This is a genomic window from Aquitalea sp. (genome assembly GCF_030150775.1).
GTDB classification, from domain to species: Bacteria; Pseudomonadota; Gammaproteobacteria; order Burkholderiales; family Chromobacteriaceae; genus Aquitalea; species Aquitalea denitrificans.
Map to the genome: position 1 here is coordinate 95,612 of NZ_JASLFG010000061.1, position 23,512 is coordinate 119,123.

Genomic DNA, 23,512 nt, shown 5'->3' on the forward strand with positions numbered 1-23,512 from the left:
GCGGGTTGACCTGTCAGCCATGAGCTGACCGTCTGAAAGAGGGTGGGGTGGATGATGGGGCTCGAACCCACGACAACAGGAATCACAATCCTGGACTCTACCAACTGAGCTACATCCACCACAGGGTACTGCATTCTACTACAACTGTTGCCAGTACTGCTTGAGCACTGGCGCGCCCGACAGGAATCGAACCTGTAACCCCCGGCTTAGAAGGCCGGTGCTCTATCCAGTTGAGCTACGGGCACACACGTATCGGGCTTTTTCTGGTCGGGGCGGCGGGATTCGAACTCGCGACCCCCTGATCCCAAATCAGGTGCGCTACCAGGCTGCGCTACGCCCCGACGACAGAGAACGCAACTATACGGACAGGCCTGTTTTCTGTCAACACCGTGTTGCAATCTTTTTTTGGGTGCTTGTGGGCTGGCTATGGTGGAGCCGACATTCGGCTGTAACACTGGCATGACTAACTGCATGATATATAGATGCTTATTTTGCTAATTTTTCTTTACGTGAAATTATTCCTAATGTATTTTTGTGGTTTCGTAAAAAGCCAAAAAATGAGAAAATTGCCGCCTCTTTTCAAGTTCCATACGGAATCAGGCATGGCGGCGCAACTCATTGATGGTAAGGCAGTAGCAGAACAACTCATCGCCAAGGTAGGCGAAGGTGTAAAGCAGCGTGTGGCTGCAGGCAAGCGCGCACCGGCGTTGGCGGTCATCCTGGTCGGTAACGATCCGGCCTCCAGCGTATATGTAGGCAGCAAGAAGCGCTCTTGCGAAAAGGCGGGCATCCGTTCGGTTGCCTACGATCTGCCGGCTGAAACCAGCCAGCAGGAATTGCTGGATATCATCGATACCCTGAATGCCGATGCCACCGTGGACGGCATCCTGGTTCAGCTGCCGCTGCCCAAGCAGATCGACCCGCAAGCCGTGATCGAGCGCATCGACCCCAAAAAGGATGTCGACGGTTTCCATCCCTATAATATGGGCCGGCTGGCCATCAAGATGCCGCTGCTGCGTCCGTGCACGCCGCGCGGTGTGATGACCCTGCTGGAAGAATACGGCATCGACCCCAAGGGCAAGAAAGCCGTGATCGTGGGTGCTTCCAATATCGTGGGTCGTCCGCAGGCGCTGGAAATGCTGCTGGCGCGTGCCACCGTTACCGTGTGTCACAGTGCTACGCAGGATCTGGCGCGCGAAGTGGGCGAGGCCGACATCGTGGTGGCTGCGGTGGGAATTCCCGGCTTTATCAAGGGCGAGTGGATCAAGCCCGGTGCGGTGGTGATTGATGTGGGCATCAATCGTCTGGATACCGGCAAGCTGGCCGGCGATGTGGAGTTTGCCGCTGCTGCCGAGCGCGCCAGTTTCATCACCCCGGTTCCGGGTGGTGTCGGTCCGATGACCGTGGCAACGCTGTTGCAGAATACGCTGGATTCGGCCAATCTGAACGCCTGATCCCGTTCACCGGCATACAGCGCCACAGGCTGCAGGGGCTTGCCCCTGTCGCGTGTGGCGTTTGTCATTGGCAGTGTGGGTACGGGCAGAACAGAATTGGCAAGTGACAGCCGCAAGGCTGCCGTTGATCATGTAAAGACAAAGAGACTGTAATAATGAGCAATTCCCCCCAGTCGGCCACGCTGTTGATCAGTGCACCGGACAAGAAGGGCCTGGTAGCGGCCCTGGCCAATTTCCTGATGACCTACAACGCCAACATCATGCACGCTGACCAGCATCAGGACGGCAGTGAAAACCTGTTCCTGATGCGCATCCAGTGGGATCTGGCCGGCTTTACCCTGCCGATGGACGCGTTTGCCGCCGCTTTTCAGCCGATTGCCTCCGAGCACAATATGAACTGGAAGGTCTCCCTGTCCAGCCGCAAGCCGCGCATGGCCATTTTTGTGTCCAAGTACGAACACTGCCTGGTGGATTTGCTGCACCGCTGGCGCATTGGCGAGCTGAACTGTGATATTCCGCTGGTGATTTCCAATCACGAAGATTGCCGCCGGCTGGTGGAATTCAACGGCATTCCTTTCCATGTGCTGCCGGTTACCCGCGACAACAAGGAGAAAGCCGAGGCCGAGCAGTTCCGCCTGCTGGAAGAAGCCGGTGTCGATTTCATCGTGCTGGCGCGTTATATGCAGGTATTGTCCGGTGAGTTCGTCAAGCGCTACCCGGACCGCGTCATCAACATCCACCACAGCTTCCTGCCGGCATTCGATGGGGCCAAGCCGTATCACCGTGCCTTTGCCCGTGGCGTGAAGCTGATCGGTGCCACCAGCCATTACGTGACCGAGGATCTGGACGAAGGTCCGATCATCGAGCAGGAGGTCACCCGCATTTCGCATCGCGACGATGTGGAAGACCTGATCCAGAAAGGCCGTGATCTGGAAAAAGTGGTGCTGTCCCGTGCCGTGCGCTGGCATCTGGACGACCGCATCCTGTCTTACAGCAACAAGACCGTTGTCTTTGACTGAGCCGGCACCATGCACCGTCTGATTGATGACTTGCTGGGCCTGCTGCGTTTCCGGGTGGGGCCACTGGAGCAGTATCAGTATCCACGCTGGGTACCCGCACTGCTGCTTACCGTGCTTGGACTTGTCGCCAGTGGCGGCACCGGCGAGCTGGGTGGCAATATCGCTGGCCGCATGCTGTTCATGCTGCTGTTTACCTGGCTGGAAACCCTGTTGTTCACCCAGTTCATGACGGTATGGCTGCGGCTGGCCAAGTGGCAGCCGTCCGGTTCGCTGTTTAGCCTGATCGTGCTGTGCAACAGCCTGCAGTTTGTCGAGCCGCTGACCAGTTGGCTGCCGGATGACGTCGCGCTGGGTGCGGATCTGGCCCTGTCCTTGCTGACCATTGCCCTGATGGTCAACGGGCTGGCTCTTGTCTCCGGTGTAGGCCGCGTGCGGGTGCTACTGGGGGTGATGCTGTTTGCCCCGGTTGCCATGCTGACACTGGCCATGACCTTGCAATTGGCGGGCAGCATGGGTTGGGTGACCATTCCGCAAGACATGCTGGGTCCGGTCAGTGAGGCGACGGCACCTGCCAGCGATACCCCGGCTGTGAGCAAGGGCAATAGTGATTTGTAAGTAACTGTGTTGTCGTTGTCACAGAAAAGGGCTGCCTGCGGGCAGCCCTTTTCTGTTGCGGCAAGCGTCCTGCTCAGGGCTCTTCCTCCGCTGGGCTGGCCAGCAGTGTGCTCAGGGCCTGTTGCACGCTCTGGCGTTGCATGGCACTGCGCAATTGGCCGTGATAGTGGCCGTCGACAAACAGCAACAGGGTAGGGAGATGAAAGATTTCGAAGGCATGGGCCAGTGCCATGCTTTGCTGTACATCAACATAGGCCAGTTGCTGCAGGCCGTCGGGCTGCCAATCCTGCAGCAGTTGCCGCCATGCGCGACAGGCTGAGCAACCGGGTTGGCCGAACAGGACCAGGGTATTGCCGGGCAGGGCGGCCAGCCGCTGGTAGAAACCAAACTCGTCCAGCAGCAGCCAGGGAGTACTGGCCATGATGGTTCAGTCTACCTTGGCGATGTAACGGGCCAGCCCCAGAATGGCACGCAAGGCCTGCCCCTTGGCCGTTTCCTCATTGCGCAAGCGGGCGTAGCGCCGCAGGATGGCGCGGCTTTCCACAAACAGGTCGAGATCGGTTTCCGGGGAGGAAACCAGGGCAATACGCTCGATTTCACCTTGTGGCTTTGCCTGGCCCTGCGCAATGCACAGGTATACCTTGTGGGCATTGTGGGGGGTGATGTGGTCGAACAGGTAGAGCATGGAGTTGATGCGCAGCCCGGTTTCTTCCCGAATTTCGCGGATCAGGGCCTGGGAGCGCAATTCGCCCCGGTTGGCCTTGCCGCCAGGCAGGTTGTAGCGACTGCCACGTGCTGCGGTGACCAGCACACCATCCGGCAATTCGATAATGGCGGTGGCACGTCTTGCCAGATCAGCCGGCAGGCGTTGATCGGGCTTTTTGTCGTCCAGATTTCTCATGCGTCTCTATATAACAGATACGGGCCGCAAATGGCGGCCCAGTTCTGTTGGCTATTCTAATGTAAGCCTCCGGTAGCGACAAACAGTCAATGCTTCTTTATACCTGTAATGTCTTGATCCGTGGCATACATGCCTGACCGCAGCGTCAGGCGGAGTCAAGTTCACGGCGTGTCAAACCAGGCGGTAAACCAGTCCACCCAGGCCAAGCAGCAGGCAATACCAGCCAAAGGGGCGCAGCGATTCGATTTCGGTTTTCTTGAAATAACGCATGAGAAACCAGGTGCTCGCGTAGGCACACAGGCCGGCAACGGCACCGCAGGCAAGTAGCAGACCCCAGGGTTGGGCATGGCCGGCGTGGGCCAGCTTGGGGATTTCCAGTATCCCGGCCGCCAGGATGATGGGGGTTGCCAGCAAGAAGGAAAAGCGGGCGGCAGAGGCATGATCCAGGCCATGCGCCAGTCCGCTGATCAAGGTCACGCCAGAGCGGGAAATGCCCGGCAACAGCGCCAGTGCCTGACCGCTGCCGATCTTGATGGCACCCGTAATGCTCAACTCATCCAGGCTCTTGTGTGCCCGACGCTGACCCAGACGCTCACCCCACAACAGCAGCAGGCCATTGATGCTGAGAAAAACCAGTACGGCAGTGGCGCTGCCAAACAGTACGCGCAGTTGTTTTTCCAGCAGCAGCCCCAGCAGGCCAGCAGGGATGGTACCGGCTAGCAGTCGCCACATCAGCCGTGCTTCCGGGTTGCTGCTGCCGCCTTTGGCGCGGATGAAGCCGGCAATCAACTGCAACCAGTCGCGATAGAAAAACAGTAGCAGGGCCAGGGCAGTCCCCAGATGCAGCATGACCATGAAGGGCAGAAAGTCCGGGTTGCTGCGATTGAGCGACCAGTGCAGCCAGTCCGGAATCAGGATGCCATGTCCCAGGCTGCTGACCGGAAACAGTTCGCTGATACCTTGGATAACCGCAAACAGCAGTGCTTCAACAGGATTCATCGTGACGGGGGCGGTGTGCGCAAAAAATGAAAACGCACAGTTTTATCATGCAAGGATGTCGTTTTGATGACGTGTCATGGATGGCTGCGGGGCTGGGTGTCGCTAACAAAACCTGGCAGGGCACCCAGGATACGGTGCGCCGATGCCGACACTATCCGCCGTAGGGCAAGCAGGCACCAGGCCACGGCAGGTATGTTGTCAGCAGCTTTCAGTGCTTGGGATCGAGCGCATCCTGCTCCAGCTCGGCTTCCATGGCGGCACGAATGCTGGCAAAGAACTGGTGGATTTCCTGCACGGCAGGGGAGATAGCGGCCAGCCATTGTTCGCGCTGGGTGGTATCACTGCTGTCGATGTAGGGGCGCATTTCCGGGTCGGGATGGCGTTCGAACGCCAGGGCCATGATGGCTTCCAGCGCGCCGGCATGCTCGGCATCGTCAAACAGCAGATTCCAGTCGTCCTGTAGCAGCTGCATGCCTTCGACAAAGCCTTCGGCCCAGTCATTGCCGTGCACCACGCCTTGTTCATCGGCATCCAGCCAGGGTTGGAATTCTGCGCCCTGTTGCAGGGTGTGCGTGATGTCCAGCCAGTGGCCCATCAGCAGCGAGACAAATTTCTCCAGATCCTTTTCGCTGCGAAAGGCCTGCTCGTCGTCAAAGGCCTCGCCCAGGATCAGTGGCAGACATTCGGTGGGCCTGATGGCTTCCGGGCCGCACAGCAGGGCGGTGAAGAAACCGTCCAGCTTTTCCAGGTTCATGCACTGCAGGCTTTCAAAGCGTTGCAGGGTGGCAGACAGGCGCTGGTAGTCGGCCTCAGTCAGCGGAGCGTGTTTCATCAACAGTGGTCTTTCAGTGGTAATGCCGCATTATTACCGATCAGCCCCCTGGCTGACCAATCACGTTGTGGTCTTATTCCTTCCAGCGCATCGGCGGCAGGGCGGCAAAGGCTTCGCGCAAGGCCTCACCCCAGCCGGTGTGCAATTGCTGGAAGTAGGGGTCGTGCTCGGTAATGCGCTGGTGGATGCCGGGGCCGAAGTCGTCCTTGTCATAAACCAGCATGTCGATGGGCAGGCCGACTGACAGATTGCTCTTCATGGTGGAGTCAAAGCTGATCAGCGCGCATTTGGCGGCGTCTTCCACCGGGGTGTCATAGCTGACCACCCGGTCGATGATGGGCTTGCCGTACTTGGCTTCGCCGATCTGGAAATACGGTGTGTCCTGGGTGGCTTCGATGAAATTGCCCTGCGGATAGATATTGAACAGCCGTGGTGCCTCTCCCCGGATTTGCCCGCCCAGCAGGAAGGAACAGCCGACTTCGATCTTGGACTGGCTGAGGGTGGGGCCGTCGCGCTCGACAATTTCACGCAGGGTATCGCCCACCAGACAGGCGGCGTCGTACATCGACGGTACATTCAGGATGTTGCGCTCGCCCTTGCCGCTACTGGCGTTGGCGCGCTGGCGCAGCAGGCTGACCACGCTTTGGGTGGTGGCCAGGTTGCCGGCGGACAGCATCACCAGCAGCCGCTCGTCCGGTTGCTGGAAAAATTGCATCTTGCGAAAGGTGGATACGTGGTCCACCCCGGCATTGGTACGGGAGTCCGAGGCAAACAGCATGCCGGACGCAAGATTCATGGCGACGCAGTAAGTCATGATGCAGCTACTTGAAAAGTGGAGTTAAACCAATCTAGCTGGCTTGTTACTGTCCGTCCAGCCAGACGCGCGCCTGGGCGCTCATGCTTTCGGTGCCACCGCCAAAGCGCACGCCGCGTACCGGGCAGGCATCCAGGTAATCCATGCCGATGGCCAGTTTCAGGTGGTGCTCGTTGGCGGCTACGGCATTGGCCACGTCAAAGCTGTGCCAGGCCCCACCCACCCAGGCTTCGGCCCAGGCATGGCTGGAGACGTGGTCGGTGGCGTGGGCCGGCGAGTAGACATAGCCGCTGACATAGCGTGCCGGGATGCCCAGCTGGCGGGCGCAGCTGAGGAAGACATGGGTGTGGTCCTGGCACACGCCAGCCCCTTTGGCAAAGGCGGCGGCAGCCGGGGTATGGCTTTGGGTTTCGCCAGGCAAAAAGGGCATGTGCTCGCGAATGCCTTCCACCAGCGCTTGGAGCTGGCCCAGGCTGGGTACGGGCTGGCGGTAAGCGGCGGCAAAGCGGCGCAGGGCCTCGTCCGGGGTGGTCAGTTCGGTCTGGCGCAGGAAAAACAGTGGCGGCAGATCGTCGCTCAGCGGGGCGGTGACATCGGTCTCCACTGTGCCGCTGACCTTGATGCGGATTTCCTGGTGCGGGTAGTCCAGCGTCAGCACATGCAGGATATTGCCGTAGCTGTCGGTACTGCGATGGGCGGCCACCGGCAGTTCCAGCTGCCAGTCCAGAATTTGCAGGCCGTTGCCGCCTTGCGGCGTCAGGCGCAGGTACTGGGTGCTGTGACGGACCGGGCTGTCGTAGCGGTACAGCGTCTCATGACTGATGGCGAGTCTCATGGCTATCCCTTTCTGATGATGCGAACCGGCCTGTGCTCAGGCAGCTTCCAGATAACTGTGGTGAATGGTGTTGCCCAGCAGGATGATGTCGTCGATCAGGCTGTCCAGTGTCTGTTCCAGCCCGTCGGCAAAGATGTCCTCGATGCTGCTGTAGGTCAGCCGCGCCTGGATTTCGCTGGCGCGCCGCCGCGCACTGCGCCCGGCATGGCCTTCGATGCGGCCCAGCACCTTGTTGATTTCACCAAAGCAGGCGCGCAGGCTGCGCGGCATGTCGTGGCGCAGGATCAGCAGTTCGGCCACCCGCTCCGGGGTAATGCTGTCGCGGTAGATGTCGCGATAGGCCTCGAAGCCGGACACCGAACGCAGCAGCGCCGCCCACTGGTAGTAGTCCAGGATGTTTTCTGCTTCCGGCTCGTTGTCACTGATCTGCTTGGTTTTCACATTCAGGATGCGCGCGGTGTTGTCGGCGCGTTCGATGAAGGTGCCCAGCCGGGAAAAGTGGAAGGTGTCATTGCGCAACATGGTGCCGTAGCCTGCGCCACGGAACAGGTGCGAGCGCTCGCGCACCCATTCCAGAAAGGCCGAGGCGCTGCGGGTGTCCAGGCCTCGAGCCTGCCATTCGCGCATTTCCAGCCAGGTTCCGTTCACCTGCTCCCACATCTCGGTGGTGATTTTTACCCGCACCACATGGGCGTTTTCCCGCGCACTGCGCATGCAGTTGTAAATGCTGCCCGGGTTTTCGCCATCCAGTGCCAGGTAGTGCAGCACGGCTTGCGGGGTGGGGGTGTGGTGATGGCGCAGAAAATCCGCCGTGCTGCCGGTGACATCCAGCGGCACCAGTAGGTCGTCCTGCGAGGACGCATGCAGCAGCGACATCTGCAAGCTGACATCCAGCAAGCGCGCGGTGTTTTCGGCGCGTTCCATATTGCGTGCCATCCAGTACAGGCACCCTGCCATTCGGCTTAGCATGTGATGTCCTCCTTCAGGATCCAGGTGTCCTTGGTGCCGCCGCCTTGCGACGAGTTGACCACCAGCGAGCCTTCGCGCAGGGCCACGCGGGTGAGGCCGCCGGCTACCAGCTGCACTTTCTTGCCCGACAGCACAAAGGGGCGCAGGTCGATATGGCGCGGCGCAATGCCGGATTCGACAAAAGTGGGGCAGGTGGACAAGGATAGTGTGGGCTGGGCGATGAAGTTGGCCGGGTCTTCCAGAATGCGCAGGCGATAGGCTTCGATTTCCGCCTGGGTGGCGGCCGGGCCAACCAGCATGCCGTAGCCGCCGGCACCGTGGACTTCCTTCACCACCAGCTCGGGCAGGTGGTCCAGCACGTAGGCCAGATCATCCGGCTTGCGCAACTGCCAGGTGGGCACATTGTGCAGGATGGGTTCTTCGCCCAGATAAAAGCGGATCATGTCCGGCACATAGGGGTAGATGGACTTGTCATCCGCCACACCGGTGCCCACCGCATTGCACACGCTGACGCGGCCTTCGCGGTACACCGACATCAGACCCGGCACGCCCAGCATGGAGCCGGCATTGAAGGCCAGCGGGTCCAGATAGGCATCGTCCAGCCGACGGTAGATCACATCCACCCGCTGCGGGCCCGAGGTGGTGCGCATGTAGACATGGCCGTTCTTGACGAACAGGTCCTGCCCTTCCACCAGCTCCACCCCCATCTGGCTGGCCAGAAAGGCGTGCTCGAAATAGGCGCTGTTGTACTGGCCGGGGGTGAGCACCACCACGGTGGGATTATCCACCTCGGCCGGTGCCACCGAGCGCAGGGTGTCCAGCAGCATATTGGGGTAGTGTTCCACCGGCGTGATGTCGTGGTTGGCAAACAGCTCGGGAAACAGCCGCATCATCATCTTGCGGTTTTCCAGCATGTAGCTCACCCCGGACGGGGTGCGCAGATTGTCTTCCAGCACGTAAAAGCCGCCGTCGCTGTGGCGGATGATGTCCACCCCGGCGATATGGGCGTACACCTGGCGTGGCAGATCTATGCCCTGCATGGCCAACTGGTAGCCGGCATTGGTGAGAATCTGCTCCGGCGGGATGATGCCGGCCTTGAGGATGTTCTGCTCGTGGTAGATGTCGTGCAGAAAGCGGTTGAGTGCCGTGACGCGCTGGATGCAGCCTGCTTCCAGCGTTTTCCACTCACTGGCGGAGATGATGCGTGGAATGGTATCGAACGGGATCAGCCGTTCGGAGCCGCTCTCGTCGCCGTACACGGCAAAGGTGATGCCGACGCGGCGAAACAGGGTGTCGGCCTCGCTCTGCTTGTCGCGCAGCCAGGCCAGCGGTGCCTGGTTAAGCCAGTTGGCGAAGTGCTGGTAGGACGGACGGGTGTTCTGATCCGGTGCCAGCATTTCGTCGTAGTGGGTGTGGTCTAGCGGTGTGATCCGGTGCATCGCGCATTCCCCCTTGATGGCTTGTGCAATGCATTACGCAATAAGCATGCCCGGCAAAGAGTAGCCGTTGTGGCCGGCAATACGGCAGGCTGTGGTGCAGTGTCGGAGCCCTTATGCACCGGATGCAGGCACTGTCAGGGTCGGAAGGGGGAATTACCATGTCGGGTGAAGACGGTGCTGCACCGCAATGAAACAAGGCGGCAAGGCGTGGTGCGCAAGCGGCCTGACAATGGTGCAGGCACAAGGCGGGCGGGCAGTGGCAGAGACAATGCCGGCAGCCACGGGGCGTGAGGCCCATCGCTGCCGGCTGGTCATGGCCCGAGGCCGGGCCGTGATGGTCAGAGGATTTCGGCAATATTGCGCGCGGCGCGCTTGGCATCCAGGAAAATCAGGCCCAGCTTGGCTTCACGCCGGGCAATCACGGTGAGTACGGCATCCTTGCCGGCATAGCTCATCAGGATGTAACCGTTATCGCCCTTTACCATCACCTGTTCCAGCTCGCCTCGCGTCAGCTCCTTGGCGGTGCGTTCACCCAGCGACAGCATGGCGGCAGCCATGGCACCAACCCGGTCTTCATCTACATCCTGCGGCAGCAGGGCGGCCATGGTCAGGCCGTCGGATGAGATGATGGCCGAGGCTTCGATATCGGCCGAGGCACCGTTAAGGTCACTCAGGATGGACTTGAGCATCTGTTCACGCATGGTTTTCTCCAGTGGGTATTCTGTGGCCCGTATCGGGTCTGCTGTTTATTCAAGCGTAACGACGGCTGAGCAATTCGATCAGCGTCACGAAGTGTTCGTCCTGCAGGCGCGGGATGCCGCCGATCACCAGCACGAAAGACTGCTGCCCGACATGCAGGGGGAAAAATCCCAGCTCACTCTGTCCGGCAGGATTGCTGACCGACCAGGCCAGGCTGCTGATGTTGAGGTTGTTCTTCAGCAGCAGGGCGTGGCGACGGTTCAGCGACATGATGTCGCCGGCCAGGGCGGCGATTTCCTCGGCGGATTCGTGATGAAAGCCCGCCGTGGCGTAATACAGACCGTTGTCGTCGGCCAGCAGGGCCCGACCGTTGTCCGACAGCGCGGCCAGCAGCGATGGCAGCTGGCTTTCCAGATTGACTGCCAGCGAAGGGCGCGGCTCTTCGGTGCCGTGGACAAAGTCCAGTCGCTGCAGCCGGTATAGGGTCTCCAGTCCCTTGTCCAGGTCATTGTTGCTCCACTCGGTCAGCAGGGACTCAGTCAGCGGAACGGAATGGCCCAGCCGCAGAATCTGGGTCAGCAGCACGCGGGCGGCATCCTGTTCCGGGCTGGACACGGCATAGTAGGCCCCGGCCGGGCTGGCAATCGGGTACAGCGCGTCCTTGAGCGAAAGGTTGTCTGACATGATCAGCTTTCCAGCCCGGGATCAATGGAGAACAGCAGGGCCAGTACCAGCTTTTTGACGTCCTCCCGGGAGCGGGCATCAATTTCGAAAATGGGTGGCCGCATGTCAAATTTTTCCAGCAGGGCGGCATAGGTTTCGATGCTGGGTGTGGCGCGCATATCGGTCTTGGTGACACCGATCACCAGTGGGGCGTCCTTGAGCATGTCGCGGAAGGCGTTCAGAAAGAACTGCAGATCCTTCACCGGATTGGTACGGGTATTGTCCAGCAGCAGGATCAGACCGATGCCGCCCTGGCTGAGGATGTCCCACATGAAATCAAACCGCTCCTGGCCGGGTGTGCCATAGAGATGGACCTTGGTGGTTTCATCCAGCATCAGCACGCCGTAGTCCAGTGCCACCGTGGTGGTGTCCTTGCGGTTGAGTGTCATGTCAGACGCACGGGCATCGGTGGTAACCGGTGCAATATCGCTGATGGCACCGATGGCCGTGGTTTTGCCTGCGCCGACCGGGCCGGCAAAGATGATCTTGTTATCGTAAGCACGCATGGATTCGAGTTTTCCTGTTTACAGGCCGATGACTTTTTTCAGCAAGCGGGACAGCAGGTTGCCACTGCCCGGTGCCGGTTTCACCACCGCTGCGCCGGGGGCGTTGCTGGTGTTGTCGCTGCTGGCGGCTTCGGCCTTGGCGGCGGGCCTTACCGGCTCGGTGGTGATGACCGACAGATTGCCGCTGCGGTTGGGGAGGTCGAGAATCCCGATGCCGTAGGCGGCAGCCAGATAGTTGAACAGATGTTCTGGCGGCACCTTGAGCAGGCGGGTGATCAGCTTGAGATTGACCGGGGTCCGGGTGAGGAAGGCGGTAATGCGCATGGCTTCCGGAATGGGAGCCAGCCGGGTCAGGTTAGGCCAGAAGCGCAGGCGGATCGGGGTGTCGGCACTGATGCCACGCATCAGGCGGCCCTGACAAGTCCAGATGGCCAGCTGCCAGGCCAGGGTTTGCGGGCGAAGTTCCTGACTGACCGTTGGCAGGGGTTCGTTGGCATAGGCTTGCTGATCCACATCCTGGCTGGGGGCCGCACACAATGCCTGCAGGCTGTCCAGCGGCTGCAACAACAGAGCTTTGTCCTGTGCTGGCAGCAATACCAGTACCGGTATTTCCCTTACTCGTACCACGGCAGCGCTGCGCTGGCGCAGCAAGCGGGCCACCATGCCGAACAGGCCGGCATTGGGGTCGAACCGGGCAAAGCTGATTTTGGCGTAATCGACCTTGCTGGCATCAAGGTGCGGTTCTGCCGTCGCACTGGCCGGACGTTCCGGAGGCAGCATGCTGCGCACCACGTTTACCTTGTTGTCGTGGTTTGCTGCGGTGCTGTCCGTTACTGTCTCGGCATCTGGCAAATCCATTAACTGCGGCAGGTCGGATGCAGGTGCCACTGCGGCATTCTGCAGGGCTGCCGTGGCGGCGCGGTGAGCCTCCTGGGACTGGGTGATGACCTCGGACAGCGTTGGTGCCACGCTGGCGACATAGGCAGCGGCTGCGCTGATGGCCTCTGGGGCTGCCGCTGCGGCAGGTCTGGTTTGCGGCGTCGTAAGGCTGACTTCATGGTGCAGCGCTACCGTGGTTGCCTGCATGGTTGCGCCGGGCCGCGGACGCTGTGTCTTGCCGAGCAGTTCGCGCATTTGCGGGAACAGGGTTTCAATCCGGACCGGTTTGCGCAGTACTGCTGCCGGAGCTTCTCCGGGAGGTGTGGTGGTGACAATCAGTGCCGGCAGGTGTGGATGCTCGGCCCGAAAATCATGCCAGGCATTCCAGCCGTCTACACTGTCGACATCCACAATGGCCAAATCTGGTAGCTGGCCGGGGGCTTCATCCAGCAATTGGTAAAGCTGGTGCGAATGGTGCATGCGGAACGCCATGCGAAATACCGACAGCTTGCGGGGGTCCATCCCCACGGGCAATACGGTGACGAGTTGAGGCTGGGTGGTGTTGCTAAGCATCATGGTCTGGTTTCTCAGGCCGCAAGACGTTGCTGGTTCAGGCGTTGCTGCATGGATTGCACGAAACGGCTGAGCATGGCGGTAATTTCATCTGGCGGGTTGGCCAGCCGCTCGCGAATCTGTCTGGTCAGCCAGGTGAAGCGGGCCAGATCGCCCAGGTGTTCGTACAGTTTGAGCAAGGGCGGATATAGTTCGGCTTCGGCCGGGCTGGCCAGAATCGCGGTTTCCAGCGTCTGGATCGCCATGTCTATCTGGCCGAACTCGATGAATTCTTCCGCTTCGGACAGTGCGTTGTTCAGCGGTGATGCCGTGTTTTCGGCCTGTCTGGAGGTAACCAGCAGCAGCGGTGCTGCCGGTTGGCTGATCGGAGTGATGTAGGCGAAACGACGTCCGATTTCTTCCAGTTCCAGTCGGTCGGGTTGGCTTTCCAGTGCCAGCAGGACCGGGTGTTCGCCCAACTGGCAGCCCAGCTGGAACAACTGCTGTTTCAGGCTGTGACCGGCATTGCCGATACCGACATGAAACTGCCACAGATAGCGGCAGAACAAAGACAGCCGGCGCGTCATGTAACAGGCGCGCAGGGTGTCAATCAGACGCGACAGCGACACACCTTCTTCGCTGGCCATGTCCTGCAGTGCCGGCAGGGCAGCAGCCGGTTCGTGACAGGCCAGCAAGATGCTTGCCTGACGCGGGCGCGGCAGCATGGTGGTGAGCAGGGTGATCTCGCGGGGGCTGAGTGGTGCCAGCTCGGCACGGCCTTCCACCAGCGGGACGCGTGGCAGATGGGCCGCCAGCTGTACAGCTTCTATGGCGGACACTGCCGGCTGGCCCGGTGTCTGTACCACGGCGCGCAGCAGGATTTCCTCATGACCTGCCGCCGGCAGATGATCGCCCAGTTGCTGGTTGACTTCCTCTATGCCCAGGCCCAACCTGCTTTCTGCCAGTACGCGCAGGGACAGGTTTTGCGGGTCTTCCTGCAGGCCGAGAAACACGGCGTCGGTCAGTTGCTGACGGTCCAGCATGCTGCGCTCGTGCAGGCGCTCCAGCATGTCGCTGTAGTCGTCGATCCAGCGCAGGGCCAGATACAGTTCGGACAGGCGCTTGAGCTGGCTGGGTGCATTGATCGAGCTGCCATCCACATAGCTGCGTAGTGCAATGGCCGCCTGTTCCAGGTAGCCGAACTCCAGGAATACTTCGATTTCGGCCAGTACGTCCAGATCATCCACTTCATAGCTCAGGGTCTGCTCATCGGCATCATCCTCGTCCAGGCTGGTATCGTCCTCGGCATCAGCCGCTACTACAGGAGTTGCTGGCTGGATCATGGCCTGTTCGGTGGCTGACGGTTGCGGTCGACGGATGACTGCTTCGGGCAGTAATTGCGGCTGATGGCTGGTGTCGGTTGTGGTCGGCCCGGACTGGCGGCGTAGCAGGGTGATCAGCAAGGTGCCGATCAGCAGCAGCAATACGGCGCTGGCCGCCATGGCTTCGGGAGAGGCGCTCAACTGGCTTAACAGGGCGGCGATGGTGTCCATGGGCAGCAGGCTCAGTCCAGGGTGAAGTCAGCAGCGGTGATCAGGTCCGTGCCGCATTCCAGGGTTTCAAACCAGTCAAGGAAGCGTGTCACCATTTCCTTGCCCTTGAACGAGCCGCCATGCTGCGGAACAATCCACTCTATATCCAGCTGGCGGACCATCTGCACCCACAGCCGGCAGGCTTTGTTATTGGTCATGTAGCGCTTGTGAAAGCCCAGCATGTGACTGTCGATCAGGTGGGCATCAAAATCGACCACCGGCTTGCCGGCATTGTGGCCATCCATCAGCGATGCGCCGATGTCGCCGGAGAACAGGATTTTGCTGAGCGGATCGTAGATCTGGAAGAAACCGACGGTATGCAGGTAATGTGCCGGAATGATCTTGAGCGTGGAGCCACCCAGGGTGATGTCCATGCCGCGTGGCGGAATGGGAATCAGCCGGCCTTCGGTGGCACCGCGCATGCAGAAGTGGGGCAGAAAGCGCACCCATTCCTGGGCAATGATGATCTGGGCATCGGTAATCAGCAGCCAGCCATTGGCCGAGGCGATGATGTCCGGGTCCTGGTGAGAGGCAAAGATATAACGGGTATGCGAGGGCAGGAAATAATCGGCCAGCTCGGCAATCAGGTGTTTGTAGGTAAGGTTGCCACCCGGGTCCAGCAGCATGCCGTCACCTTTGTCGATGATGGCAAACTGGTTGGACTGAATGCCTTCACCTTGTACCAGTTCGGTAAAGGCGACGCATTTGTGATTGCCGTCATCATAAAGCACCAGGGCCATGGCTGTTCCTTGCGTAAGGATTGCCGCCAGAACACGGGTTTTAGCGGCAAATCTGCTGACAGGGCGTAACTCGGCATGAGTATGCTTGCCGCTGTCATCAAGACTTGTGAGAAGGTGTTTATTATTTTCATTTGGCTCTAAATCGTTTTGATATGAGTCAAGGATGACGAAAATGCAGGCTGAATATTTGTTTGGAATATAAGAAAAAATGCACTGTAAAATGTGCATGTGTTTTCAGTTACTTCCTGTCGCAGCCACGTACGGTGGCCATGCTGCGGTTGTGATGCAGTGGCCTGTGGGCGGGGTGGCACGTGGTGGGTAGTTGTGACAGGCAGAGGCGGAGAATGGCTTGCTGCGGTGCTTAGTGAGCGTGCGGTGGATGCATGGCTTCGGTGATGGCTTGGATAATGCGAGGGTCGGTAGCGGGGTTGGCGGCCAGATACAGCGGATCGCCCTGCGGCAGGCTGAATATCGCCTGGAATTGTTGTTCCGGGACTTTCAGCTTGGCCAACTGACTGCGTAGCTGGTCCGGGTCGGCAATCAACAGCTGGGCAGCACCGCTTTGCAGCAGACGCGGGCATTCCTGCTGGCTGTTGGTGGTGATGTACTGGCTGCCTGGCGCAAAGCCGGACTTGACCAGAAACTCTTCCTGCACATCATGATTGCCCACGCATACCTTGCAGCAGCTTTTCACTTGCTCCAGTGATTGGGGTGCAATGCCGGTTTCGCCATTCAGGCGGTAGAACACCCTTTGCATATGACCAATCTGGCCCAGCCAGACAAACAGGTTTTCGCGGGTATTGGTACGGGCGATCGAATAAATCAGCGTGTTGGGGCGGGTGGCCGCCACGCGGTAAGCCCTGGCCCAGGGCAAAACCTGGAAATTGGCCTTCAGGCCGGCGCGGGTCAGAATATCCTTCACCAGCTGGGTACTGCGCCCGGCGACATTGCCCTGGGGGTCGATGGTGCTGAGCCAGGACGAATTCTCGGTGACCACCAGCAGTTTGCCGTCAGCAAGCGCTGCTGGCGACAGGCAGGCGCACAGCAGGAGCAGCCAGGGTAGTCGCTGGCGCAGCAATGTCAGGCGGGAGCGGAAGACGGTCATGCGCAGTGCTCTCCGGTTGGCAGGGTGGTTATAAACACTATAAACGACAAAAGCCGCAGGGTTGCCCCTGCGGCTTGCTTGCGGCAGCTTATAGCTTACAGCTTGCCTTCCAGCCAGGACGGCAGGCTTGCCAGTGCTGCGGCCAGGTTTTCCGGCTGGGTACCACCGGCTTGGGCCATGTCCGGACGGCCACCGCCCTTGCCACCCACTTGCAGGGCAACCTGATTCACCAGCTCACCGGCCTTGACCTTGCCGGTCAGGTCCTTGGAGACGCGGGCAATCAGGCTGACCTTGCCGTCGGCCACGCAGGCCAGCAGAGCCACGCCGCTTTCCAGCTTGTCCATGACCTTGTCGCTCATGTCACGCAGGGTGGCGGCATCGATATCCTCGATCTTGCTGATCAGGCAGGCCACGCCCTTGATGCTTTGCTGCTGGCTGGCCAGCAACTGGTCGAGCTGACCCAGAGCCAGTTGGCCCTTCAGCTGCTGAGCCTGTTTCTGCGCGGCTTTCAGTTCGGCCTGCAGTTTTTCCAGCTTGGACAGCAGTTCACCCGGCTGGGCCTGGGCGATGGCAGCAGCGGCTTTCAGTTCGCCATCCTGCGCCTGCACCAGCGCTACCGCACCTTCACCGGTAACGGCTTCGATACGGCGCACGCCAGCGGCCACGCCGGTTTCGGCGATGATCTTGAACAGGCCGATGTCACCGGTACGCTTGACGTGAGTACCGCCGCACAGCTCGGTGGAGAAATTGCCCATTTTCAGCACGCGCACGGTGTCGCCGTACTTCTCGCCGAACAGGGCAATGGCACCTGCCTTGATGGCGTCGTCGTAGGACATGTGGCCCACGCTGACTTCCACGTTGTGAATCACCACGCGGTTGACGATGCGTTCCACTTCTGCGATCTGCTCGGCGGAAACCGGCTCGTTGTGGGCAAAGTCGAAGCGGGCACGTTCCGGGTTCACCAGCGAACCCTTCTGCGCCACGTGTTCACCCAGAACATGACGCAGGGCAGCATGCAGCAGGTGGGTGGCAGAGTGATTACGCGCGGTGGCGGCACGCTTGTGCAGGTCGATGGTGGCGGTAACGCTGTCGCCCACCTTCAGGTTGCCACGTGCCAGACGGCCCTTGTGACCGAACACCGCAGCCTGCACCTTCTGGGTGTCGGCCACGTCGAACAGTGCAGCCACGCCGCCCTGGGCGGAGATTTCACCCACATCGCCCACCTGACCGCCGCCTTCGGCGTAGAAGGCGGTATTGTCCAGCACCACGATGCCTTCGTCGCCGGCTTCCAGCTGCTGCACGGCTTCATTACCCTTGTACAGTGCCAGTACCTTGGCATCCACGCTGGTGGATTCGTAGCCGTTGAACACGGTGTCAGCACCGCTATAGTCCACATTGCCGGCCATCTTGAAGGACGAAGCAGCACGGGCGCGTTCGCGCTGGGCTTCCATTGCCTTGTCGAAACCGTCCTGATCGACTTCCACTTCGCGTTCACGGCAGATGTCGGCGGTCAGGTCCAGCGGGAAGCCGAAGGTGTCGTACAGCTTGAAGGCGGTTTCGCCATCCAGCACCTTGCTATTGGCCGCCAGGGCGGTTTCCAGCAGGGCCATGCCCTTGTCCAGGGTTTCGGCAAAGCGCAGTTCTTCCTGGCGCAGGGTGTCTTCGATTTCGGCCTGCTTCTGACGCAGTTCCGGGTAGGCCTGGCCCATTTCCTCGGCCAGATCGGCTACCAGTTTGTAGAAGAACAGACCCTTCTGACCCAGCTTGTAACCGTGGCGGATGGCACGGCGGATGATGCGGCGCAGTACATAGCCACGACCGTCATTGGACGGAATCACGCCGTCGGCAATCAGGAAGGAACAGGCGCGGATGTGGTCGGCAATCACCTTGAGCGACGGCACGTCCATGCTGAAGGCCACGCCGGTTTCGCGGGCGGCGGCTTTCAGCAGGTTCTGGAACAGGTCGATCTCGTAGTTGGCGTGCACGTGTTGCAGTACGGCCGAGATACGCTCCAGGCCCATGCCGGTATCCACCGACGGCTTGGGCAGCGGATGCATGGTGCCCGATTCGTCGCGGTTGAACTGCATGAACACGTTGTTCCAGATTTCGATGAAGCGGTCACCGTCTTCTTCCGGGCTTCCCGGCGGGCCGCCCCAGATGTGTTCGCCGTGATCGTAGAAAATTTCGGTACACGGGCCGCAAGGGCCGGTGTCGCCCATTTGCCAGAAGTTGTCCGAGGCGTAGGGCGCGCCCTTGTTGTCGCCGATGCGGACGATCTTGTCAGCCGGAACACCGATTTCCTTGTTCCAGATGTCGAAGGCTTCGTCGTCGGTGGCGTACACCGTCACCATCAGCTTGTCCTTGGGCAGCGCCAGCCATTGTTCGCCGGTAAGGAATTCCCAGGCAAAGTGGATGGCATCGCGCTTGAAGTAGTCACCGAAGCTGAAGTTGCCCAGCATTTCGAAGAAGGTGTGGTGGCGGGCGGTGTAGCCCACGTTTTCCAGGTCGTTGTGCTTGCCGCCGGCGCGTACGCATTTCTGGCTGGTGGTGGCGCGGGTATAGGGGCGCTTGTCAAAGCCGAGGAACACGTCCTTGAACTGGTTCATGCCGGCGTTGGTGAACAGCAGGGTGGGATCTTCCCACGGTACCAGCGAGCTGGAGGCTACGACCTGGTGGCCTTTGGAGGCGAAGAAATCCAGGAATTTCTGGCGAATTTCGGAGGTTTTCATGTCGGTTTCGTCAAGATTGAATACATTGGTAGCGGCATGGGACAGCGCCTTGTGGCCGTTACGGTCATGCCCGATTGTGTCAAGCCGCAGCAAGGCTGGCAAGGGTCATGGCGCGGCAACTGCCTGTGGCGGAACTAGTCGTCCGGGTCGCCAGGAAAATCGTCGTCGTCGCCACGGCCTGACATCACCTGACGGATGATGTCCATGCCAAAGCCGCGTGCTGCCAGAAAGCGCATCTGTTTTGCCCTTTCCTGCGGCGTGGTGGCTACGCTGCCAAACTTCTTTTCCCATTGCTGCCGGGCCAGATTCAGGTCGTCACGGTCTTCCAGCACACTGGCGATATCGTCACTGCTGACTCCGCGGTGACGCATTTCCTGCTGCAGGCGGCGGGTGCCGTATTTCTGGCCGCGGCTATCGGTAAACTGGCGGGCAAAGCGGCTGTCGGACTGCCAGTTGCGCTCGGCCAGTTCGTCCAGCAGGGTGGCGAGCTGTTCCGGACTTTCGGCAAACGGCGCGAGCCGCCGCTCCAGTTCCCGCCGTGTATATTCGCGGCGGGACAGGAGATCGACGGCTCGCGCCTTCAGGCTTTTTTCCATCGGCAAGCCGGTTGCTTATACGTCCAGTACGTCGTCAGCCATGTCTTCGGCGTCGTTTTCGGTAATTTCCACCTTGATGCCGACAGCTTCGCGGATCTTGGCTTCGATTTCCTTGGCGATGGCCGGATTGGACTTCAGCCACTCACGGGTGTTGTCCTTGCCCTGGCCAATCTTTTGGCCGTTGTAGGCATACCAGGCACCGGATTTTTCGACGAAGCCGTGCTTGACGCCCAGTTCGATGATTTCGCCTTCGCGGCTGATACCTTCACCGTACAGGATGTCGAAGTCGGCCTGGCGGAACGGGGGCGATACCTTGTTCTTCACCACCTTGACGCGGGTTTCGTTACCGATTACCTCGTCAGCCTTCTTGATGCCGCCGACGCGGCGGATGTCCAGACGCACCGAGGCGTAGAACTTCAGCGCGTTACCACCGGTGGTGGTTTCCGGGTTGCCGAACATCACGCCGATCTTCATGCGGATCTGGTTGATGAAGATCACCAGGGTGTTGGTGCGCTTGATGTTGGCGGTCAGCTTGCGCAGCGCCTGGCTCATCAGGCGGGCTTGCAGGCCGACGTGGCTGTCGCCCATTTCGCCTTCGATTTCAGCCTTGGGTACCAGCGCAGCAACCGAGTCGATCACGATGACGTCAACACCGCTGGAGCGTACCAGCATGTCGCAGATTTCCAGGGCCTGTTCGCCGGTGTCCGGCTGGGAAATCAGCAGGTCTTCCACGTTTACACCCAGTTTTTGGGCGTAGATCGGGTCCAGCGCGTTTTCCGCGTCGATGTAGGCGCAGGTGCCGCCCAGCTTCTGGGCTTCGGCCACGGCCTGCAGACACAGGGTGGTTTTACCGGAGGATTCCGGGCCGTAGATTTCCACGACACGGCCGCGCGGCAGACCGCCTACACCCAGCGCCAGGTCCAGGCCCAGCGAGCCGGTGGATACCACTTGCAGGTTTTCGTTGATCTGGTTGTCGCTCATGCGCATGATCGAACCCTTGCCGAACTGCTTTTCGATCTGGGCAAGGGCTGCCGCCAATGCGCGGCTCTTGTCTTCTGACGCCATGCTGTCTCCAATTGCGTGTAGTGGAACCGATAGATGGGGGATTATCGCACAAAGGCAAGAGCCGACAAATGCGAAAGGCGGCTTGAAATGACACCAACACGCGCAACATGGTATTCATGGAGAGGCTGGCCGGAATCGTCCGGTCGGGTAAAATGAGAGCATGATGAACGAGCGCGCACAACGTCTGCTGAAAACACTGATCGAACGCTATATTGCCGATGGTCAGCCAGTGGGATCGAAAACCCTGTCCATGCTGTCCGGCATGGAGCTGTCATCTGCCTCCATCCGCAACATCCTGGCCGATCTGGAGGGCATGGGGCTGATTGCCTCGCCGCATACCTCCGCCGGGCGTGTTCCCACGGCCAAGGGCTATCGCCTGTTTGTCGATCACCTGCTGACCATCCAGCCGCTGGAAGAACTGGCGATGCGCGAGCTGGAAAGCAGCCTGCAGCCGGACAGCCCGCAGCGCATTGCGCAGGCGGCATCCACCTTGCTGTCCGACCTTACGCACTTTGCCGGGGTGGTGGTGACGCCGCAGCGCTCCGACGTGGCTTTTCGCCAGATCGAATTTTTGCGCCTGTCCGAGCGCCGCATCCTGATGATTCTGGTGACGCTGGATGGTGATGTGCAGAACCACTTGCTGAGCACCGAGCGCGACTACAGCCCGGCCGAACTGGTGGAAGCCGGCAACTTCATCAGCCAGCACTATGCCGGCCAGGGCCTGAGTGCCATTGCCAGCCGCGTGGCGGTGGAATTGCGCGAACTGCAAGGCAATATCACCGAGCTGATGTCGGCGGCGGTGCGCTTTGGCCAGAATTCGCTGGGCAGCCCCAGCGATGCGGTGGTGATTGCCGGCGGCATGAATCTGCTGAATGTGCGCGATCTGTCGGAAGACCTGTCGCGCCTGCGCGAACTGTTTGCCACTTTCGAGCGCAAGACCGAGCTGCTGAAGCTGCTGAACCAGGGGCAGGATGCCCAGGGCGTCAATATTTTCATCGGCGAGGAATCCGGCGTGATGACGCTGGACGAATGCTCGGTGGTGACCGCGCCCTACAGCATCAACGGCATGGTGGTGGGCACGCTGGGCGTGGTCGGCCCCACCCGCATGGCCTACGAGCGGGTGATTCCCATTGTCGACATTACCGCGCGGCTGGTTTCCAGCGCACTCTCTTATTAAGCCGCACTGGCGGCAATACACGGAATTTCCGATGAAACGATTCTTGATGGCCGCCGCCCTTGCTGGCGGCGTGATGTCCTCTGTGGCGCAAGCTGATGCCGCCTTGCTGGGCCGGGCGGACGTGCAGCGCTATATCGACGAGCAGGTAGCCAGCGGCGTGTTCAACCGCCCCGAGTTGGAAGCCGTGTTTGCCAATGTGGAACTCAAGCCCAACATCATTGCCATTCTGGACAAGCCGGCCACCTCGCGGCCCTGGTATCAGTTTCGCGGCAGCTTTTACAACGAGCGCCTGCTGAAAAACGGTGTGGCCTTCTGGCAGCAGCATGCCGCCACCTTGCAGCGCGCCGAGCAGGTGTATGGCGTGCCGCCGGAAATGGTGGTGGCCATTCTGGGCATTGAAACCAATTACGGCCGCAACACCGGCAGCTTCCGCCTGGCCGACGCGCTGACCACCATCGCCTTCAACTACCCGCGCCGCGCCGAGTACTTCCGCGGCGAGCTGACCGAATTCCTCAAACTGTCCAAGGAGGAGGGCATAGACCCGCTGACGCTGAAAGGCTCTTATGCCGGGGCGATGGGTCTGCCGCAATTCATGCCGTCCAGCTTCCGCAAATGGGCGGTGGATTTTGACGGCAGCGGCCACCGCGACATCTGGAATAACGTCGACGATGCCATCGGTAGCGTGGCGCATTACTTCCAGCTGCAAGGCTGGCGTCATGGCGACGACATCATCATCCCGGCTGCAGTGCAGCCGGGCGTGGATATCAGTGCGCTGGTGGCGGACAAGTTCAACCTGCACCTGACGGTGGGCGAACTCAAGGCGCGCGGCATCCTGCCGCAAGCCCAGGTGGCCGACAATGTGCAGGCCGTGCTGGTGCCGCTGGAAACTGCGCCGGGGGTGACTGAATACTGGCTGGGACTGAACAATTTCTACGTGATTACCCGCTACAACAAGAGCACCCTGTATGCCAAGGTGGCGCAGGAGCTGGCTGGCGAGTTGCGCCTGCGCTACCTGAATGCCCAGGCCCTGCAATCCGCCCAGCCTGCCGCCGCCCAGCCCGAAGCGTCGACCCCGGCCCAGTAAGGCCAACCAGGCTGGCGGGTGCTCCTGTCAAAAGGAGTCGCCTTGCTGGCCGATTGCCATTAAAATCCGCCCCCATGAGCTATCAAGTCCTTGCCCGCAAGTGGCGTCCCAAGCGCTTTGCCGACCTCGTCGGTCAGGAGCATGTGGTGCGCGCCCTCTCCAATGCCCTGAAAGAAGAGCGGCTGCAT

23 protein-coding genes and 3 tRNA genes are annotated in these 23,512 nt (G+C 60.4%); 5 read left to right on the top strand and 21 right to left on the bottom strand.

The window, feature by feature from the left end:
- Nucleotides 1-43: 43 nt before the first annotated feature.
- From QVF59_RS20695 to QVF59_RS20705, 3 genes are all read right to left on the bottom strand, one after another.
- Nucleotides 44-119 (bottom strand) — tRNA-His (locus tag QVF59_RS20695).
- 49 nt (nucleotides 120-168) lie between these two features.
- Nucleotides 169-245, bottom strand: a tRNA-Arg gene (locus QVF59_RS20700).
- Between the two features lie 19 nt (nucleotides 246-264).
- Nucleotides 265-341, bottom strand: a tRNA-Pro gene (locus QVF59_RS20705).
- Between the two features lie 261 nt (nucleotides 342-602).
- Between QVF59_RS20705 and folD the strand changes: the two genes are divergently transcribed.
- The 3 genes from folD (at nucleotide 603) to QVF59_RS20720 (ending at nucleotide 3,088) form a co-directional block, all read left to right on the top strand.
- Nucleotides 603-1,454, top strand: coding sequence for a bifunctional methylenetetrahydrofolate dehydrogenase/methenyltetrahydrofolate cyclohydrolase FolD (folD, locus tag QVF59_RS20710; protein ID WP_159875503.1), 852 nt, complete (start codon nucleotides 603-605; stop codon nucleotides 1,452-1,454).
- A 155-nt stretch (nucleotides 1,455-1,609) separates the two neighbouring features.
- Nucleotides 1,610-2,473, top strand: a complete 864-nt coding sequence (purU, locus tag QVF59_RS20715) for a formyltetrahydrofolate deformylase (RefSeq protein ID WP_287882439.1) — start codon at nucleotides 1,610-1,612, stop codon at nucleotides 2,471-2,473.
- 9 nt (nucleotides 2,474-2,482) lie between these two features.
- Nucleotides 2,483-3,088 (top strand): hypothetical protein, encoded by a 606-nt coding sequence (locus QVF59_RS20720; RefSeq protein ID WP_287882441.1) that lies wholly within the window; start codon nucleotides 2,483-2,485, stop codon nucleotides 3,086-3,088.
- 73 nt (nucleotides 3,089-3,161) lie between these two features.
- Here the strand turns inward: QVF59_RS20720 and QVF59_RS20725 are convergent, their stop codons facing one another.
- The 18 genes from QVF59_RS20725 to recA form a co-directional block, all read right to left on the bottom strand.
- Entirely contained in the window at nucleotides 3,162-3,509 is a 348-nt protein-coding gene (locus tag QVF59_RS20725) for a thioredoxin family protein (protein WP_287882442.1), read from the bottom strand.
- A 6-nt stretch (nucleotides 3,510-3,515) separates the two neighbouring features.
- The gene (locus tag QVF59_RS20730; protein ID WP_159875506.1) at nucleotides 3,516-3,989 is read right to left on the bottom strand and encodes an NUDIX hydrolase; all 474 of its coding nucleotides are present in this window, start codon (nucleotides 3,987-3,989) and stop codon (nucleotides 3,516-3,518) included.
- Between the two features lie 171 nt (nucleotides 3,990-4,160).
- Nucleotides 4,161-4,988 (bottom strand): undecaprenyl-diphosphate phosphatase, encoded by an 828-nt coding sequence (locus tag QVF59_RS20735; protein ID WP_287882444.1) that lies wholly within the window; start codon nucleotides 4,986-4,988, stop codon nucleotides 4,161-4,163.
- A gap of 208 nt (nucleotides 4,989-5,196) precedes the next feature.
- Complete coding sequence (locus QVF59_RS20740; RefSeq protein WP_287882446.1) at nucleotides 5,197-5,820, bottom strand: YecA/YgfB family protein; 624 nt, start codon at nucleotides 5,818-5,820, stop codon at nucleotides 5,197-5,199.
- A gap of 73 nt (nucleotides 5,821-5,893) precedes the next feature.
- Nucleotides 5,894-6,634, bottom strand: coding sequence for a proteasome-type protease (locus QVF59_RS20745; protein ID WP_287882448.1), 741 nt, complete (start codon nucleotides 6,632-6,634; stop codon nucleotides 5,894-5,896).
- Between the two features lie 46 nt (nucleotides 6,635-6,680).
- Nucleotides 6,681-7,469: a transglutaminase family protein gene (locus QVF59_RS20750; RefSeq protein WP_287882449.1), complete on the bottom strand. Its 789-nt coding sequence runs from the start codon at nucleotides 7,467-7,469 to the stop codon at nucleotides 6,681-6,683.
- Nucleotides 7,470-7,505: 36 nt separating this feature from the next.
- Complete coding sequence (locus QVF59_RS20755) at nucleotides 7,506-8,438, bottom strand: alpha-E domain-containing protein (RefSeq protein ID WP_287882451.1); 933 nt, start codon at nucleotides 8,436-8,438, stop codon at nucleotides 7,506-7,508.
- The gene (locus QVF59_RS20760) at nucleotides 8,432-9,877 is read right to left on the bottom strand and encodes a circularly permuted type 2 ATP-grasp protein (RefSeq protein WP_287882453.1); all 1,446 of its coding nucleotides are present in this window, start codon (nucleotides 9,875-9,877) and stop codon (nucleotides 8,432-8,434) included. The genes QVF59_RS20755 and QVF59_RS20760 overlap by 7 nt, the downstream gene beginning before the upstream one ends.
- Nucleotides 9,878-10,215: 338 nt before the next feature.
- Nucleotides 10,216-10,578: a roadblock/LC7 domain-containing protein gene (locus tag QVF59_RS20765; RefSeq protein WP_159875513.1), complete on the bottom strand. Its 363-nt coding sequence runs from the start codon at nucleotides 10,576-10,578 to the stop codon at nucleotides 10,216-10,218.
- A 49-nt stretch (nucleotides 10,579-10,627) separates the two neighbouring features.
- Complete coding sequence (locus QVF59_RS20770) at nucleotides 10,628-11,260, bottom strand: roadblock/LC7 domain-containing protein (protein ID WP_159875514.1); 633 nt, start codon at nucleotides 11,258-11,260, stop codon at nucleotides 10,628-10,630.
- Between the two features lie 2 nt (nucleotides 11,261-11,262).
- On the bottom strand, nucleotides 11,263-11,805 hold the full coding sequence (locus tag QVF59_RS20775; protein ID WP_159875515.1) for a GTP-binding protein: 543 nt from the start codon (nucleotides 11,803-11,805) through the stop codon (nucleotides 11,263-11,265).
- 18 nt (nucleotides 11,806-11,823) lie between these two features.
- Nucleotides 11,824-13,260 (bottom strand): hypothetical protein, encoded by a 1,437-nt coding sequence (locus QVF59_RS20780; protein WP_287882455.1) that lies wholly within the window; start codon nucleotides 13,258-13,260, stop codon nucleotides 11,824-11,826.
- An 11-nt stretch (nucleotides 13,261-13,271) separates the two neighbouring features.
- Nucleotides 13,272-14,789, bottom strand: a complete 1,518-nt coding sequence (locus tag QVF59_RS20785) for a hypothetical protein (RefSeq protein WP_159875517.1) — start codon at nucleotides 14,787-14,789, stop codon at nucleotides 13,272-13,274.
- Nucleotides 14,790-14,800: 11 nt separating this feature from the next.
- Complete coding sequence (locus QVF59_RS20790) at nucleotides 14,801-15,568, bottom strand: oxygen-binding di-iron domain-containing protein (RefSeq protein WP_159875518.1); 768 nt, start codon at nucleotides 15,566-15,568, stop codon at nucleotides 14,801-14,803.
- A gap of 361 nt (nucleotides 15,569-15,929) precedes the next feature.
- A complete protein-coding gene (locus QVF59_RS20795) occupies nucleotides 15,930-16,673 on the bottom strand; it encodes a substrate-binding periplasmic protein (protein WP_287882458.1) in 744 nt (247 codons plus the stop codon).
- Nucleotides 16,674-16,768: 95 nt separating this feature from the next.
- A complete protein-coding gene (gene alaS, locus QVF59_RS20800) occupies nucleotides 16,769-19,402 on the bottom strand; it encodes an alanine--tRNA ligase (protein ID WP_287882461.1) in 2,634 nt (877 codons plus the stop codon).
- A 134-nt stretch (nucleotides 19,403-19,536) separates the two neighbouring features.
- Complete coding sequence (gene recX / locus QVF59_RS20805; protein WP_159875521.1) at nucleotides 19,537-19,998, bottom strand: recombination regulator RecX; 462 nt, start codon at nucleotides 19,996-19,998, stop codon at nucleotides 19,537-19,539.
- A 15-nt stretch (nucleotides 19,999-20,013) separates the two neighbouring features.
- Nucleotides 20,014-21,063 carry a recombinase RecA gene (recA, locus tag QVF59_RS20810; protein ID WP_159875522.1) on the bottom strand — a complete coding sequence of 350 codons (1,050 nt, stop codon included), beginning with the start codon at nucleotides 21,061-21,063 and terminating at the stop codon, nucleotides 20,014-20,016.
- 163 nt (nucleotides 21,064-21,226) lie between these two features.
- Here recA and hrcA point away from each other — a divergent pair, with 163 nt between their 5' ends.
- Complete coding sequence (hrcA, locus tag QVF59_RS20815; RefSeq protein WP_353851357.1) at nucleotides 21,227-22,240, top strand: heat-inducible transcriptional repressor HrcA; 1,014 nt, start codon at nucleotides 21,227-21,229, stop codon at nucleotides 22,238-22,240.
- A gap of 31 nt (nucleotides 22,241-22,271) precedes the next feature.
- Nucleotides 22,272-23,324 (top strand): lytic murein transglycosylase B, encoded by a 1,053-nt coding sequence (gene mltB, locus QVF59_RS20820; protein ID WP_287882466.1) that lies wholly within the window; start codon nucleotides 22,272-22,274, stop codon nucleotides 23,322-23,324.
- Nucleotides 23,325-23,512: the final 188 nt, after the last annotated feature.

What these genes read in the sequence shown, in the direction of transcription:
- folD (WP_159875503.1), top strand. Translation starts at nt 603, where the DNA reads ATGGCGGCGCAACTCATTGATGGTAAGGCAGTAGCAGAACAACTCATC.
- purU (WP_287882439.1), top strand. Translation starts at nt 1,610, where the DNA reads ATGAGCAATTCCCCCCAGTCGGCCACGCTGTTGATCAGTGCACCGGAC.
- QVF59_RS20720 (WP_287882441.1), top strand. Translation starts at nt 2,483, where the DNA reads ATGCACCGTCTGATTGATGACTTGCTGGGCCTGCTGCGTTTCCGGGTG.
- QVF59_RS20725 (WP_287882442.1), bottom strand. Translation starts at nt 3,509, where the DNA reads ATGGCCAGTACTCCCTGGCTGCTGCTGGACGAGTTTGGTTTCTACCAG.
- QVF59_RS20730 (WP_159875506.1), bottom strand. Translation starts at nt 3,989, where the DNA reads ATGAGAAATCTGGACGACAAAAAGCCCGATCAACGCCTGCCGGCTGAT.
- QVF59_RS20735 (WP_287882444.1), bottom strand. Translation starts at nt 4,988, where the DNA reads ATGAATCCTGTTGAAGCACTGCTGTTTGCGGTTATCCAAGGTATCAGC.
- QVF59_RS20740 (WP_287882446.1), bottom strand. Translation starts at nt 5,820, where the DNA reads ATGAAACACGCTCCGCTGACTGAGGCCGACTACCAGCGCCTGTCTGCC.
- QVF59_RS20745 (WP_287882448.1), bottom strand. Translation starts at nt 6,634, where the DNA reads ATGACTTACTGCGTCGCCATGAATCTTGCGTCCGGCATGCTGTTTGCC.
- QVF59_RS20750 (WP_287882449.1), bottom strand. Translation starts at nt 7,469, where the DNA reads ATGAGACTCGCCATCAGTCATGAGACGCTGTACCGCTACGACAGCCCG.
- QVF59_RS20755 (WP_287882451.1), bottom strand. Translation starts at nt 8,438, where the DNA reads ATGCTAAGCCGAATGGCAGGGTGCCTGTACTGGATGGCACGCAATATG.
- QVF59_RS20760 (WP_287882453.1), bottom strand. Translation starts at nt 9,877, where the DNA reads ATGCACCGGATCACACCGCTAGACCACACCCACTACGACGAAATGCTG.
- QVF59_RS20765 (WP_159875513.1), bottom strand. Translation starts at nt 10,578, where the DNA reads ATGCGTGAACAGATGCTCAAGTCCATCCTGAGTGACCTTAACGGTGCC.
- QVF59_RS20770 (WP_159875514.1), bottom strand. Translation starts at nt 11,260, where the DNA reads ATGTCAGACAACCTTTCGCTCAAGGACGCGCTGTACCCGATTGCCAGC.
- QVF59_RS20775 (WP_159875515.1), bottom strand. Translation starts at nt 11,805, where the DNA reads ATGCGTGCTTACGATAACAAGATCATCTTTGCCGGCCCGGTCGGCGCA.
- QVF59_RS20780 (WP_287882455.1), bottom strand. Translation starts at nt 13,260, where the DNA reads ATGATGCTTAGCAACACCACCCAGCCTCAACTCGTCACCGTATTGCCC.
- QVF59_RS20785 (WP_159875517.1), bottom strand. Translation starts at nt 14,789, where the DNA reads ATGGACACCATCGCCGCCCTGTTAAGCCAGTTGAGCGCCTCTCCCGAA.
- QVF59_RS20790 (WP_159875518.1), bottom strand. Translation starts at nt 15,568, where the DNA reads ATGGCCCTGGTGCTTTATGATGACGGCAATCACAAATGCGTCGCCTTT.
- QVF59_RS20795 (WP_287882458.1), bottom strand. Translation starts at nt 16,673, where the DNA reads ATGACCGTCTTCCGCTCCCGCCTGACATTGCTGCGCCAGCGACTACCC.
- alaS (WP_287882461.1), bottom strand. Translation starts at nt 19,402, where the DNA reads ATGAAAACCTCCGAAATTCGCCAGAAATTCCTGGATTTCTTCGCCTCC.
- recX (WP_159875521.1), bottom strand. Translation starts at nt 19,998, where the DNA reads ATGGAAAAAAGCCTGAAGGCGCGAGCCGTCGATCTCCTGTCCCGCCGC.
- recA (WP_159875522.1), bottom strand. Translation starts at nt 21,063, where the DNA reads ATGGCGTCAGAAGACAAGAGCCGCGCATTGGCGGCAGCCCTTGCCCAG.
- hrcA (WP_353851357.1), top strand. Translation starts at nt 21,227, where the DNA reads ATGAACGAGCGCGCACAACGTCTGCTGAAAACACTGATCGAACGCTAT.
- mltB (WP_287882466.1), top strand. Translation starts at nt 22,272, where the DNA reads ATGAAACGATTCTTGATGGCCGCCGCCCTTGCTGGCGGCGTGATGTCC.